Here is a 14,363-nt window from a genome sequence, read left to right on the forward strand (position 1 = left end):
AGCGGGGTGCCCGGCCCGTCCGGGATCCGAGCGCGTGCGGTTGCAACCGTGGCGGCCGAAATCGTGTCTCTGTCCGCGTGGTCCGACATGCCGGAACACGGCACCGGGAACACTCCGCGGACTGCGTGGGCAGGGGGACGACGATGAACGCATGGGCGGTACCGGGGTACGCCGAGGCTCTGGAGCTGGGGTCCGGGGCGAGCGGGCGGGTCGTGCGCGCCGTGCACGAGCCGACCGGCGTACCGGTGGCGGTGAAGTACCTGAGCGAATCGCTGCGAACCCGACCCGGCTTCGTGCACGGCTTCCGGGCCGAGGCGGAGTTGCTGGGCAGTCTGAGCAGTCCTCACGTGGCCGGGCTCTACGAGTACATCGAGGCCACGAACGGCGCCGCCATCGTGATGGAGCTGGTGGAGGGCGTGTCGCTGCGGACCCTCCTCGCCCGCAGGGGCCCGCTGACCCCCGAGGCCGCCCTCGTCGTCCTGAAGGGGTCTCTGCTCGGTCTTGCCGACGCGCACCGGATCGGGGTGGTGCACCGGGACTACAAGCCGGAGAACGTCCTGGTCGAGCCGGACGGTGGTTCCAAGCTGGTGGACTTCGGTATCGCGGTGGACGCGGGCGTCCGGGCCGGAGTGGCCGGAACGCCCTCGTACATGGCTCCCGAGCAATGGACCGGTGCCCCCGCCTCGCCCGCCGGGGACGTCTACGCGGCCACCGCCACCTTCTTCGAGTGCCTCACGGGGCACAGGCCCTACACGGGCGACAACATGGCCGAGCTGGCGCTGCGGCACGTCGAGAGTCCCGTCCCGGTCGAGGAACTGCCGGAGGAGGTGCGTCCGCTGGTCGGGCGTGGGCTGGCGAAGTCGCCCGGCGAGCGTCCCTCGGACGCGGCGGCCTTCGTCGAGGACCTGGAGCGGATCGCGGTGGGGGCCTACGGCCCCGACTGGGAGGAGCGTGGACGCGGACGGCTCGCCGCACTCGTGGCGCTGCTCCTTTTCCTGCTGCCGTCCGCCAGGGAGGAGGCCCACGCCGGGACCGACACCGCCCGTACGGTCCTCAGGCAGGGGACGGGGCCCGGCCGGCTGGGTCCGTGGCGCCCCACCTGGCCGGGCGTCCTCGTGTCAGCACTCGCCGTCCTGGTGGCGCTGCTGGCCCAGGGTTTCGGCGGGAAGGACGGCACCGGGGTGGCCACCGGTCAGGCGGCCGAGGTGCTGGCGACCACGACCGCCACGCCGGGCGCCCCGTCCGCAAGCGGTCCGGTGTCTTCCCCGCCCCCCAGCGGATCGCCGTCCTCCGGCTCCGCCACACCGTCCGCTGGTACGAACGACGCCTCCCCCACGCCGTCCGCGTCCCTCACGCCAGCCACCGATCCCGTGCCGACCACTTCCAGCGGCGGTACACCAACCGAGGAGCCGTCGGCACCGCCCTCCTCGAGTGGCACAGCCACGAGCCCCTCTCCCCCGCCGCGGACCGGGGTGAAGGACGTCGCCATCGCAGGGTTCCGGCAGACCGGCACCAGCACAGGCACAGTGTCGATCACGGTGACAACGGACGGCACCGGCCCGGTCTCGGTGACCGTCGGCTGGTTCTCGGGCGACGCGTCCGGGCAGCCGGGTACCTCTGACGGGGCTGCCGACGTCCGCAGGCTGAGCGGCTCCACCCAGTACGCCCTCACCGTCGAGCACTCCTTCGCCGGGACCGGCTGCTACTGGACGGTCCAGGTCACCACCGATCCCGTCGCCGGTGCCGAAGCCTCCCAGCAGCTCCTGACCCGGCGGTGCGACATCCGATGAACAGACCCGACCCGCACGACCGGCCCGCGTCCCCGCCCCTTCCTCCGGCGCCTCCGGCTCCTCCGGGTGACAACGAGGACTACAGCGCCACGGTGCTGGCCAGCCACTGGATCCAGCGGCCCGAGACCGACCCGACCTCCGTCCTCGACGACCCCACACCCGTCGAGGACGGGGCCTCCTTCGGGGGTCGGACCGCCGTCGCACCGCCGTCGCCACACGACGACGGCACCGTGCTGCGTTTCGGCCCCGGAGTCACCGCCGCGCTGGCCCGCCAGCCGCACCGCACACTGCCCACCGTGCCCGCGCCGCCCGCCCTCCGGCGCGGCCGACTGCGCCGGTACGCGCTTCCCGCGCTGGTACTCGTCGCCGCTGTCCTTTTCCTGCTGTGGCGGGAGAACACAGGGCCCGGAGTGCAGAACGTGTCGGTGACGGCGGCGCGGGACACCCTGGAGTGCGACTCCACGGCGGGCATCGTGGGCGTGGTCCGCACCGACGGCCGCCCCGGCACGCTCACCTACCGCTGGCTGCGCAGCGACGGCACCTCCTCCGACGTACGGCACGCCGATGTCGTCCGGGGACAGCGGACGGTCCGGCTGGAACTGCTGTGGACCTTCGAGGGACCGGGCCGGCTGCGGGCCGTGGCGAAACTGCGCGTCCTCACCCCCGAGCCGCACGGGGCCGAGGTCCGCTTCACCTACGACTGCCCCTGAGCTCCGTCCGCGCCAGGCCCGCCCGCCGCGGGGCGCTGACCTGATGGTCGGATTCTGACCGACGGTCGAGATCCGCGCTGGCCGGTGAGCATGCGTCGAGTGCCGTCCGGACCGCTCGTCGACGGGACCGGACGCTCACGTGGTGCCTCTGCAACACCCGCCCCGAGCCGCGACGTACCGGGTGGCGACCATTCGCTCACCCCCCCACCCGGCTTGTACGTTCCCGCGCTCCAGGCGCCACCGAAACAAGTGGAACCGTCGGCTCCTGACGTGGCGCGGCGGGCCCCGGCGCGGGCGGCGCCGCCCGCGCCCGGTCGACCCGCCCGGAAGCTTCATGCACCTGCAATGATCCGCCTCGGTCCGGGCTGGTAGACATGGTGGCGTGAGCATTCCAGTGCTGCTGCACCGCAGGTTGTACGTGGATCTGGCGCGTGTCGACGCGTCGATGTGTCGTCGCGTCTGACGTCGCCTTCGCCTGTCCGGCAGGAGGCGACCCGGCGTGAGATCCCCGTAACGGCAGCACACCGAGGGAGAGCCATGAGCACTGTCGCGCGCTACGAGATCCGGCGGGCAGGACCGCGGTTCGGTGCCGAGGCGACCGGCATCGATCTGAAGGCGGGCGTCGACGACCGCACGGCCGACTACGGCGGCGCCCGCGCCTACCGCAAGGTCATCGGAGTGGAGCCGGTCCGGCAACCCGCACTCTGACCAGGGGCGGTGAAGTCCTGGCCGTCACCGAGGACTTCGCGCCCATCCGTACCGTTCTGGGTGCCGCTGCCCAAGAGATCGTCCTCGCCCGCGCGATCGCCGGCCCGATCGTCTTCGTCGAGGCGGCGAGACCGTCGGCCCCGCGCGCCCTCCATGCCCTCGACAAGCCCGAGCACGAGCGGACCAAGGACCTCCTGAGCAAGGCCTTCCGACCCACCGCAGTCCACCGCGACCCCACGGCGCATCCACGACCTCCCCCACTCCACCGCCTACTCCCGAGCGACAAGGAACGGCCATGTCAAACCACTTCACCCGACGTAGCCTGGTACGAGGCATCACCGTGGCGACCGCCGTCGCCACCCTCGCCACCGGGCTTGCCGCCTGCGGTGGTGACAGTGACGCCGCCACCAAGACGGCCGACGCCGCCTCCGGCAGCGTGACCATCGGTCAGTTCTCGAACGGCGCCGCCACCGAGACCACTCTCCAGGTGTCCGAGGTCAAGTCGATCAGCGCCGAGCTGCCCGATGCCATAAGAAAGAGCGGCAAGCTGGTGATCGGCCACGGCGCTCTGCCGTCCGGTTCCGCCCCGCTCGACTACGTGGGCGACGACCAGAAGACCCTCACCGGTTCCGAGACCGACATCGGCCGCCTGGTCGCCGCGGTTCTCGGCCTCGAGCCGGAGAGCAAGAACTTCACCTGGGAGAACCTCTTCATCGGCATCGACGGCGGAAGGGTGGACGTCGGCTTCTCGAACGTCACCGACACCGAGGAGCGCAAGGAGAAGTACGAGTTCGCCTCCTACCGGCAGGACAACCTCGCCTTCGAGGTGCTGAAGTCCGGCAACTGGAAGTTCGACGGCGACTACCGGAACCTCGCCGGCAAGACCGTCTCGGTCAGCTCGGGCACCAACCAGGAGCGCATCCTCATCGAGTGGCAGAGAAAGCTGCAGAGCGAGGGCAAGAAGCTCACCATCAAGCACTACCCGGACAACAACGGCGTCTACCTGGCGCTCGACAGCGGCAGGATCGATGCCCACTTCGGCCCCAACCCGAGCATCTCCTATCACATCACCCAGACCGCGAAGACGAACAAGCCCACGGTCAACGCGGGCACCTTCTCCGGCGCCGGTGAGACGCTCCAGGGCCTGATCGCTGCCACCTCCAAGAAGGGCAGCGGTCTCGCCAAGCCGATCGCCGACGCGATCAACTACCTGATCAAGAACGGTCAGTACGCCAAGTGGCTGGCCGCCTGGAACCTCTCCAACGAGGCCGTCGCCAAGTCCGAGGTCAACCCGCCCGGGCTGCCGCTCGACAACTCCTGATCCGCTGCCGCCTCCGGGCCCCGCCATCGTCACCTGCGGGGCCCGGAGGCGGGCCCGGCCACACCCCGGGCGGGTCCTCGTCGGTCGCGGGCCGCGGAAGGTGCCGTCGCGAAGAGCACGTCGGCTCGTCGTCCCGCCAGGCAGAGAAGGGGCTTGGGCACAGTGCTTGCGCTGACTGATCTTCCTTTCGCAGTAACGGCGTTCCGTAACCGGTACCGGCGCTCGATGCGCACCAGGCTTCTGGGCACAGCCGGGTCGCGATGATCACGCCGGCAGACTCGTCCGCCTCGACCGCCCCCTGCCCGGCGCCCTCCGCCGGGCGGAGGCGGACAGCGATCGCCGGCACCCTGATCGCCGCGTTCGGCGGCTTCGCCGGCTTCAATCTGACGCTCTCCGCGATGCCCGCGTACGCCGTCCGGTCCGGCGCCGGACCGTCGGGCGCCGGAATGCTCACCGCCACCCTGATGGCGGCCACCTTGGTCGTACAGCCCTTCACGCCGTGGCTCTTCGCCCGCCTCGGACGAAGGCACGCACTCGCCATGAGCGGTGCGCTGCTCGGGCTGCCGTGCCTGGTTCTGCCGACCGTCTCCGCACTGCCCGCCCTGACCGGTCTCGCGGCGGTACGCGGGCTGGGCTTCGGCGTGTTCGTCGTCGCCGGCGTCACCTTCACCGCTGAGCTGTTCCCGTCCGGCAAGCGGGGGCGAGCCCTCGGCTGGTACGGCGCGGTGGTCGGTGTCGCCGGCGTCCTGGGAGCTCCGCTGGGCATCGCCCTGGCCCGGCAGGAGGCGTACGCGCTCGCCTTCGCGCTGACGGCGGGCACGGCCGCTCTGGTCCTGGTCGGCTCGTTCGGCCTTTCTCGCGCCGCAGCGCCCGTCCGGGCGGCCGGACCTCGCTCCGGCCGCCCACGGACCCCGCACGGAACATGGCGGTCACTGCGCCCCATGACCGGCCCCCTCATGGTGGAGGCCGCCTCCACCACGGCCTACGGCGTCGTCTTCACCTTCCTGCCGCTGACCGCCTCGGCCGCGCCCGGTGCGCTGCTTGCCGCGCAGGCCTCCACCGTGCTCTCCCGGCTCGGCGCCGGGTGGCTCATCGACAGGTACGGAGGACGCCAGGTGCTCCTACCCGCCGTTGTGGCCACGACGATCGGCACAGCAGCGGGTGCGGCCTCTCACGACCCCGCTCTGTTGCTGGCCGGTACCGCCCTGTTCGGAGCGGGCTTCGGCGCGGTCCAGAGCGCCACCCTGGTCCTCGCCATGCAGGCGGCCGGCGACCGCCCCGGCGGCCTCGGCATGGCCGGGGTCGCGTGGAACGTCGCCTTCGACGGCGGTACCGGGATCGGATCGCTCGCGGGCGGCCCGCTGCTCTCCCTCGGCGGCCCGTCCGCCCTCTTCCCGGCGACGGCGGCCGTACTGGCCGCATTCTTCCTCCTGGACCTTCGCAGAGCGCATCTGCCGGATGCGAGGAATTGCGGTTCGGCTCAGGACAACTGACCGGCCGTCACGTGCCGCGCATTCGCTCTTCCGAAATCCTGTGGAGACAACTGCACGCCAATGTCTGCCAGTTGCTAGTGTTGGGCCATGCGGATCGGTGTGAATGTCCCCAACTTCGGTCCGGGTGCGAACCCGGACAACCTGGCCCGCTGGGCCAAGACCTCGGAGGGTCTCGGATTCGACCTGTTGATGCTCTCCGACCATGTGGCGATCACATCGGATGTCGCCCGGCAATATCCCGCCCCATTTTACGAACCGTTCACAACTCTCTCCTGGCTGGCCGGAATCACGACGAGGATAGAGCTGGGCACGACGGTGCTCATCGCGCCCTACCGGCCCCCTCTCCTGGTCGCCCGCATGGCTGCCAACCTGCAGCAACTCAGTGGCGGCCGACTGATCCTCGGCGTCGGGGTCGGTTGGGCACGGGAGGAGTTCGAGGCGCTGGGCGTCCCGTTCGAACGGCGTGGCGCTCTGACCGACGAACACCTGCGGACCATACGTGCCGCATGGGAGAACGAAGACGACTATCGCTGCGGACAGATTCCCATCTGGGTCGGTGGCAACAGCGACGCCGCAATACGGCGTGCCGTCCGACTTGGTTCTCCATGGCATCCACTGCGGTTCACGATGCCCTGGTTCAGGGACGCCTCGGTTCGGCTGAAGGATATTTCGGCCGAGCTCGATCAGCCGGTGCCGGAGTTGGCGCCGCGCATCTTTCTCCGGCTCACGGAAAAGCCGATCGCCGACCCGGATCGCCGGGCAGGCGAGGGAACCCTGGAACAGATTCTCGAGGACATCGAGGAATTGCGCCGTGCCGGTGCCGAAACCGTGCTGCTCGATCCGTACCACGGCGATCCGAACGAAACCCTGCGGCCCGAGGCGGCGTGGCAGGCACTGGCGACCGTGGCCGCGCACCGGCCGTAGCCGACACCCCCTCAACGAGACGAGACGGAGTATCAGTGGCCCTCAACGACCACGACCTTCCCGCGAGCGGCGCCGACCGCTCCACCACCGTCACCGAAGCCGAACTGCCCTATCTGCGCCGCTGCATCGAGCTGGCGGCCGAGGCGGTGGAGGCCGGCGACTGGCCGTTCGGATCCGTGCTCGTCGATGCGGACGGCAAGATCCTCGCCGAGGACCGTAACCGCGAGTCGACCACGGGCGACCCGACCCGGCACCCCGAATTCGAACTCGTCCGCTGGGCCGCGGCCCACCTGAGCGCCGAGGAGCGGGCCACCGCGACCGTGTACACGTCGGGTGAGCACTGCCCGATGTGCGCGGCCGCACACGGATGGGCGGGACTGGGCCGCATCGTGTACGCGAGCTCGTCCCAGCAGGCTCGGGACTGGAAGGCGGAGTGGGGCGTGCCGATCACCTCGCCCCTGAGTCCGCTGTCCATCAAGGACGTCGTGCCCGGTCTCGTAGTGGCGGGTCCCGTCCCGGAACTGGCCGAGCAGGTGCGTGAGTTGCAGTGGCGCTTCCGCACCCGGAGCAGCGCGAGCGACTGACGGCGGCGCGAACACCGGGGCCTGGCAGCGCAATCGCTGCCAGGCCCCCGTTCGTTGGCGTGGGTTCGCGGGTCAGACCATGAACTGGTCGTACTTCGCCATGTGCTCCTGGAGTTCCTCCAGGCTGGGGTTGCGCCCGTTGGCCGTCAGGCGCCCCAGGCCGCGGAAGTAGTCCTCACGGTTGTAGATCGGGTAGAACATGATCAACAGCGTGGCATCCTCGTTGCCCCTGTTCGTGAAGCCGTGCGGCTCGCCCTTGGGTATGTAGGCGAACGCGCCGGGCTCACCCACCACCTTGCGGTCGCCGATGGTGAACTCGATCTCGCCCTTCACCACGTAGAACATCTCGGTGGAGTCCTTGTGGATGTGCGGGCTGGCACCGCTCGCCTCCGGAGCCATGTGGTGCTCGAAGAAGCCGAACTCACCGTTCGAGTCAGGCGTGGTGAGCTTGAGGTACGTCCTCTTGGTGTCCCGGATGTTGACGAACTCGCCTTCGCCGGAAGGTACATACAGCGGAACGGACACGTCTCTCCTTGAGTGGTGATCAACCGTGCCGACCCGACTACGGGAGCGGCATGCATGGTGGTTACGTGGCCTCGGCCAGGCTCGGGTCCGGACGGAGCCTGCCGGCCGAGGTGGTTACGTGGCTTCGGCCAGGCTCGGGTCGGGGCGGTGCCTGGCTGCCGCTTGTGCCTGAGCCCATCGGCCGATGGCCGGCGCGGTGAGTCCGCAGACGGCGAACAGCGCGGCCAGGACGACCCATCCGGTGGAGCCGGCCGTGACGACCAGGCTGACCAGCACCGGCGCCGCGATCTGCTGGACGGCCACGCCGAGCCAGAAGACCGAGAGGTAGACGCCTTCCTGGCCGGGCACCGCGAGCAGGTAGGAGCCGCCCCAGCCACCGGCGGACTGGAACAACTCGCCGCCGGTCAGCGCCACCATGGCCAGCAGCAGCACGCCGACGGCCAGGAGGACCGGCAGCTTCGGCGCCGCGACGAGCAGCAGGCAGCAGACCGCGAGGGAGACACCGGCCCACACCAGGGCCCGCGCGGCGCCGGGGATGGTGTCGGTACCCCGGCTGGCCCGCACCTGCAGGGCGACCGCGAGCACGGTGTTGACCGCCACCAGGGGGGAGATCAGCGCCGAGGAGACGTCCGTGTGCCCGACGATCCACAGCGGGATACCGATGCTCAGCAGGGTCATGTGCATGGTGAGCACGGCGTTGATGCCGGTGAACGACAGGAACGATCCGTCCCGCAGCACACTGACCGAGAAGCGCCGACGCAGGCTCTTCGCCGACGCGTGGAGCACCGGGAGCCGGGCGGCCAGGCTCGCGAGCACCGCGAAGGAGGCGGCGTTGACCAGCAGGATCGCGGTGTACCCCGCCCGGGTGTCGATCAGCAGCCCGATACCGCCCAGGAGGGCGCCGAGGGTGAAGCCGACGTTGCGCAGCGACCGGAGGATCGCCACCACCCTGACCCGGTCGTCGGTCGCCGTCGCCTGACCGACGAGGGCCTGTTCCATCGGTGCCGCCGCCTTGTCGACCAGGCCGAGCAGGCACACGACGGTCAGGAACTGCCACAGGTTCTGGACGAGCGGGTAGACCACGAAGCAGGCGCAGCGCCACAGGCTCACCCCGACCAGCACCTTCTTCGGGCCGATCCGGTCGGCCAGGATGCCGATCGGGATGGCCGTGGCCAGGGCGATGGCGGCCGACAGGGCCAGGCCGAAACCGAGGTTGCCCTCGGACAGGTGCACCGACCTGGTGACGAACGGCACGGAGACGGCCAGGAAGGCGCCGGTGCCCACCGCGTCGATCATCGCCATCACGGCCAGCCTCGTGCCGACCGACCCTCCGGGCATGGACCCGCGCCATCCGCGGACGCGTTGCCACAGAACAGACATTGTGTTTCCTCAATCGGTAGCGATGCGGATGGCCGCGTCCGCGTCCAGGACGCGCTGACGGGTGGTGTCCGCGTCCGGCCCGGTCGCGATGACGTGCCCGGCGCGGTCCCAGGAGGACGCCCACGGCCGGACCTCCTGGCCGGCCTCGACATCCACCTCCGCGACCTGGACGCCGGGCAACCCCTGCGCCGTGTCCACGCCGGCGACCTCCGTCACGGTGCCCGGCTCGGCGGCCAGGAACCGGATCGCCGAGGTCTGCCGTGCGGAACGGGGCAGCGTGACCGTACGGCCGGCGAGCAGGTCGATCAGGGTCAGCCTGATCCGTGTGCCGTAGGCCAGGTCGACGAGGTCGATCAGGTAGTCACCGGGGCAGCGGCCGGCGCATTCGACCAGCGTCGGGCCCGCCTCGGTCAGGATCCACTCCGCGTGCAGGATGCCCGTCCGGAAGCCGATCGCGGCGACCAGCGCCCGCATGGCCGTCTCGAACGCGGCCTGCGTGTCCTGGTCGAGCGGAGCAGGCAGCAGATGGCCGAGTTCGACGGGATACGGCCCCGGGACGACGGTCTTGGCCGTGACGTTCTCAAAGATGATCTCGCCCTGCCGTACGAGTGCCTCCACGCTGTACTCGGGACCCCGCAGGCGTTCCTCGGCGAGGAAGCGCCACGCCAGCTGCCGGTCGGGCACCTGCTCGTACTCGGCGGCGGACGAGGTCCGCTGCCATGCCTGTGCCGCGGTGGCGGCGTCGACCGAGTCCAGCAGTTGCACGCCGACACTCGCCTGCCGGTTCGCCGGCTTGACCACGACCGGACCGTCGCCGGCGAACTCTAGGATGTCCGCGGGGCCGTGCACCTCGCGCCAGCGCGGATTGCGGACGCCGCCCGCACCCGTGACCTCGCGCAGCCGGACCTTGTCCCGCAGTGCCTGCGCGGCCGTTTCGGCCGCGCCCGGCAGCCCGAGCTTCTCGGCCAGTGCGGCCGTCGCCGGCACCGCGTACTCCAGCCCCGGGACGACGGCGGCCACCGGCCTGGCGGCCGTCAGCTCGGCCGCCAGGTCGAGGGCCTCGGCCGACTGCTGGTAACCCGCCGGGACGATCCGGTCCAGGCAGTCGAAGCGTGCCGCCGCGTCCTGCAGCCGGCGCTTGCGGATGATGTCGGGTTCCTCGATCACCACGACCGACCCGCTCGGGACGCTCCCGTCGATCGCGCGCAGGTAGGCCGCGTTGTAGCCGACGAACACCACCTGTGCGTCGGTGGCGGGGGTGCTCATGGCGACCTCCTGGTCGTGGGTGTGGACCACTGCATCGTCACTGCCTTTCTTCGGGATGGGGGGACTCGTGACCGGCGGGGCTCACACGGGCGTCCCGAGCGCTCCGGCGCGGCCGTCCGCTCGTACGGGTGTGTCGTCGATGACGACCTCGATGGCGGCGAGCACCTCCGCGCAGCGGGCGCGGGCCTCCTCGGGAGAGGCGCCGAAGACGATGACGTGCCCGTGCCGGCTCTTGGAGTCGACGACCGCCGGTACGGTGTCGCCCGGGCGCAGCCGCAGGCTCAGCTCGTCGACGTGTCCGAGCCGAGCGGCTGTCTCCAGGCCGTGGATCGCGTCGACGCGGCCGGGCGGAAAGGTGAAGAACCGCACGATCGCGGTCGCCGTCGGCTCGGCGGGCTCGGCCGGTCTGTCCGCCAGGGCGGCGAAGATCGCCTGTTCGATGTCGAGTCCGGTGGCCAGTTCGACGAGTCGCGGTATCCGGTCACCGCCGAGCCGGGCCTGCGACTCGACGATGCGCGGGCCGTGCTGTGTCCAGATCACCTCGGTGTGCGCGGGGCCGAACCGGTACCCGCACGTCGTGAGGAACTCCGTGGTGAGTTCCTCGACGGCCCGTCGGCGGTCCCGGGGCAGCGGCGCCGGATGGACGTGCCCCACCTCCACGAAGAGCGGCGGTGGTCCCAGCAGCTTCTCCGTGATGCCGATGACCTGGTGCCGGCCGTCCCTGCTCAGCGTCTCCACGCTGTATTCGGGACCCCGCAGATATTCCTCGACCAGGAACGGGCCGTCGTAGCCGTACCGGTCGACGAGTGCGGTCCAGGCCGCGCGGTCCCGCGCCTCCTGCCACAGGAACACACCTCGGCTGCCGGCCAGCGCGGACGGCTTGACCACGGCCGGGTAGCCGATGCGCTCGACGGCGTCCGGCACCTCGTGCCGCGTCGGTGCGGCCTCGTAGGACACCGGGGACAGCCCGCGCCGGGCGAGCAGGTCCCGCATCGCTCGCTTGTCGGCGAGGAGGCGGATCGCCGCGGCCGGGTTGAGCTCGGTGCGCAGGTCCTCGGCCACCTCGTAGGCGGTGACCATCGTCTCTTCCCTGCCGATGTGGTAGATCAGCGTGGCGCGGTGCTCCCGTGCCACCTCGTGGAGGGTGTGGCGCAGCAGTTCCGCGTCCCGGAAGTCGGCCGACACGAACAGGTCCGCCAGAGCGCGCACGTCGTCGAGGTACTCCGGCGACTCCAGCCGGGGGTCCCAGACCGCACCGACCCAGAACCCCTCGGCCTGTGCCTTGCGCACGAACTGGCGGTACGGCATCACCATCAGCAGGCGGGGCCGGTCATCGGTGGGGCCGGGCGCCGTCACCGGGCACCGCCGCCGTGCGCGGCCGCGGCGGCTACCGGCTCGGCCTCCCGGCCGAGCAGGCTCAGGTACCGCTCCCCGGTGTCGGGCAGCAGGGTCACGATGCGCCGGCCCCGGTACTCCGGACGTGCGGCCAGGAGACCGGACGCGTGGACGACGGCGCCGGCCGAGACACCGACCATCAGTCCGGCGCGCAGCGCGAGCCGCCGGGTGGTGTCCAGGGCGTCCGCGTCGGAGACCGCGATGACCTCGTCGATGAGGTTTCGCTCCGTGGTGGGAGCGATGAAACCGCCGTTGAAGCCCGGGATGGTGTGCGTACCGGGCTCGCCGCCGGAGAGCAGCGGCGAGCCCGCCGGTTCCACCGCCACGATCCGGACCGCGGGATGGCTCTCGCGCAGGTACCGCCCGGCGCCGCTGAGCGTGCCGCCGGTGCCCACTCCGCAGACGAACACGTCGATCCGCCCGTCGGCGTCGCTCCAGATCTCGGGGCCGGTCGTCTCGTAGTGCGCGCGCGTGTTGTCCGGGTTGTCGTGCTGGCGGCAGAACCACGACCCGGGTGTCTGCCGGTGGAGTTCCTCGGCCTTGTCGACCGCCGCCTGGTAGCCGCCCGTGTGGGGGGTGCGTACCACCTGGGCGCCGAGCGAGCGGAGCATGGCCACCCGCTCCTGAGTGGCGTTGTCCGGCAGCACGATGACGCAGCGGTAGCCGCGGGCCGCCGCCAGCGCGGCCAGCGAGATGCCGGTGTTGCCCGAGGTCGCCTCGATGACGGTGCCGTCCCCCGGGGTGAGCAGCCCCCGTTCCTCGGCGCCGCGCAGCATCGACAGCGCGGCCCGGTCCTTGCTGCTGGACCAGGGGTTGAACAGCTCCAGCTTCGCCAGCACCTCGGCATCGGCCGGGACGCCGTCCACGATGCGGTGAACCGGCAGCCGGAGCAGCGGCGTCCCGCCGATCAGGTCGACCAGGGAGTCCGCGACCGGGCGTCGGACGACGGGCTCGGTCCGGATGCTGATCTCCTGCGCGGCCGCCTCCGCGGTGCGCGCCGCGAGCTCGGCGGTCTCGGCCACCACGAGCACATGTCCGGCGCGGTCGCCGTTGCGGCGCAACTCCCGCACCACGGAGCCCGGCTCGGGCTTGACGACGACCTCCTCCACGCCGGGCAGGGCGCCAGCCCGCTGCTGCCCGCCGACCGACACGACGCGGCCGGGCCGCGCGGTCAGGTAGCGGATGGCGGCGCCGCCGACCGGCCGCTCGGGCAGCACCCGGGCCGGCAGCGGCTGCCCGAGGTACTGCCTGGCCACCAGCTCCAGGGACCGGATGCCCAGAGCACGGTCCACGAGGTAGGTGATCTTGCCGCCGGCGGGCCTCGGGTTGATCTCGATGAGCTTGGGCCCGGACCCGGTCACCTTGATCTCGACATGGGCCATGCCCAGGTCGAACCCGACCGCGCGGAGCGCTTCCACGGCCAGGTCGCCGCAGGCGCGCACCACCGGCTCGGGCAGGCCGGAGGGGAAGGTGTGGGCCAGCTCGACGAAGTAGCCCTGGCCGGTGACCGACTTGTCGGTCACCCCGAACACCTCGTACCGGTCGCCGTCGGCCAGTAGCTCCACACTGACCTCGGGGCCGCTCAGGTACTCCTCGACCATCAGCTCGTGATAGCGGGCCTGGCCGCGGGTGTTCTCCACCCGGGACCGGATCAGTGCGACATGCTCAGCCGCCTGGGCCGCGGTCTCCACCAGCCGGACGTCGGCGCTGCTGGTCTCGTCGGCCGGTTTCACCACACAGGGCAGGCCGATCTCGGCCGCGGCCGCCTCGGCCTCGGCGGGGTTGCGCACGGTGCGGAACGCCGGTATCGCGACGCCGAGTTCGGCGCAGCGCCGGCGCATCAGCGCCTTGTTGCGTGCCGTCGCGACGCCGTCGACGCTGACCGTGGGGAGTCCGAGGTGGACCGCCACCTCGGCGGCCACGACCACGTCGTACTCCGCCAGGGTCAGGAACGCGTCGAAGGGGTGCTCGGCCCCGGCGGCGTGCACGTGCGGCAGGAGGTCCTCGAAGGTGTTCGTCTCACAGTGCACGATCTCGTCGACGTAGTCGTCGAAGTAGGCCGGTCCGCCCGGCACTTCCAGGTACCGGTCCAGGTCGCGGGTGAAGAAGGTGACGCGGCAGTCGAGTTCCTTGATGATCTGCAGGCCTTCGAAGCCGGATCCGGAGAGGTTGCTCTCCACGACACCGACGTGAATCATCTATGCCTCCGATGGCATGCCGACACGTGGTCGGGTGGGACGACAACGACAATGGCTGAACGGGGAACG

General features: G+C 71.1%; 12 protein-coding genes and 1 pseudogene. 7 read left to right on the forward strand and 6 right to left on the reverse strand.

Going from position 1 to position 14,363, the window contains the following annotated elements; genetic code table 11:
- Nucleotides 1–143: 143 nt before the first annotated feature.
- The 7 genes from QQM72_RS22970 to QQM72_RS23000 all read left to right on the forward strand — a co-directional run bounded on the left by QQM72_RS22970 (nucleotide 144) and on the right by QQM72_RS23000 (nucleotide 7,530).
- On the forward strand, nucleotides 144–1,790 hold the full coding sequence (locus QQM72_RS22970) for a protein kinase domain-containing protein (protein ID WP_314222744.1): 1,647 nt from the start codon (nucleotides 144–146) through the stop codon (nucleotides 1,788–1,790).
- Entirely contained in the window at nucleotides 1,787–2,500 is a 714-nt protein-coding gene (locus QQM72_RS22975; RefSeq protein WP_314222745.1) for a hypothetical protein, read from the forward strand. Before QQM72_RS22970 ends, QQM72_RS22975 begins: the two co-directional genes overlap by 4 nt.
- Before the next feature lie 537 nt (nucleotides 2,501–3,037).
- Entirely contained in the window at nucleotides 3,038–3,208 is a 171-nt protein-coding gene (locus tag QQM72_RS22980; RefSeq protein ID WP_314222746.1) for a hypothetical protein, read from the forward strand.
- Nucleotides 3,209–3,503: 295 nt separating this feature from the next.
- Complete coding sequence (locus tag QQM72_RS22985) at nucleotides 3,504–4,529, forward strand: transporter substrate-binding domain-containing protein (protein WP_314222747.1); 1,026 nt, start codon at nucleotides 3,504–3,506, stop codon at nucleotides 4,527–4,529.
- Nucleotides 4,530–4,789: 260 nt separating this feature from the next.
- Nucleotides 4,790–6,022 (forward strand): MFS transporter, encoded by a 1,233-nt coding sequence (locus QQM72_RS22990; RefSeq protein ID WP_314222748.1) that lies wholly within the window; start codon nucleotides 4,790–4,792, stop codon nucleotides 6,020–6,022.
- Between the two features lie 87 nt (nucleotides 6,023–6,109).
- Nucleotides 6,110–6,946: an LLM class flavin-dependent oxidoreductase gene (locus tag QQM72_RS22995; RefSeq protein WP_314222749.1), complete on the forward strand. Its 837-nt coding sequence runs from the start codon at nucleotides 6,110–6,112 to the stop codon at nucleotides 6,944–6,946.
- A gap of 35 nt (nucleotides 6,947–6,981) precedes the next feature.
- Nucleotides 6,982–7,530, forward strand: coding sequence for a nucleoside deaminase (locus QQM72_RS23000; RefSeq protein ID WP_314222750.1), 549 nt, complete (start codon nucleotides 6,982–6,984; stop codon nucleotides 7,528–7,530).
- A 72-nt stretch (nucleotides 7,531–7,602) separates the two neighbouring features.
- Here the strand turns inward: QQM72_RS23000 and QQM72_RS23005 are convergent, their stop codons facing one another.
- The 6 genes and pseudogenes from QQM72_RS23005 to QQM72_RS23030 all read right to left on the reverse strand — a co-directional run.
- Nucleotides 7,603–8,055, reverse strand: coding sequence for a cupin domain-containing protein (locus QQM72_RS23005; protein WP_054244704.1), 453 nt, complete (start codon nucleotides 8,053–8,055; stop codon nucleotides 7,603–7,605).
- A gap of 114 nt (nucleotides 8,056–8,169) precedes the next feature.
- Nucleotides 8,170–9,393 carry an MFS transporter gene (locus tag QQM72_RS23010; protein ID WP_314222751.1) on the reverse strand — a complete coding sequence of 408 codons (1,224 nt, stop codon included), beginning with the start codon at nucleotides 9,391–9,393 and terminating at the stop codon, nucleotides 8,170–8,172.
- A 51-nt stretch (nucleotides 9,394–9,444) separates the two neighbouring features.
- Nucleotides 9,445–10,701: an ATP-grasp domain-containing protein gene (locus QQM72_RS23015; RefSeq protein WP_314222752.1), complete on the reverse strand. Its 1,257-nt coding sequence runs from the start codon at nucleotides 10,699–10,701 to the stop codon at nucleotides 9,445–9,447.
- An 81-nt stretch (nucleotides 10,702–10,782) separates the two neighbouring features.
- Nucleotides 10,783–12,057, reverse strand: a complete 1,275-nt coding sequence (locus QQM72_RS23020) for an ATP-grasp domain-containing protein (protein WP_314222753.1) — start codon at nucleotides 12,055–12,057, stop codon at nucleotides 10,783–10,785.
- Nucleotides 12,054–13,388, reverse strand: a complete 1,335-nt coding sequence (locus tag QQM72_RS23025) for a cysteine synthase (protein ID WP_399078352.1) — start codon at nucleotides 13,386–13,388, stop codon at nucleotides 12,054–12,056. The genes QQM72_RS23020 and QQM72_RS23025 overlap by 4 nt, the downstream gene beginning before the upstream one ends.
- Nucleotides 13,389–13,409: 21 nt before the next feature.
- Nucleotides 13,410–14,294, reverse strand: a pseudogene (locus QQM72_RS23030) (ATP-grasp domain-containing protein); the annotation flags it as partial.
- Between the last annotated feature and the right edge of the window lie 69 nt (nucleotides 14,295–14,363).

The sequence above is a fragment of the Streptomyces zaehneri genome, assembly GCF_032248645.1.
Classification (GTDB): domain Bacteria; phylum Actinomycetota; class Actinomycetes; order Streptomycetales; family Streptomycetaceae; genus Streptomyces; species Streptomyces coriariae.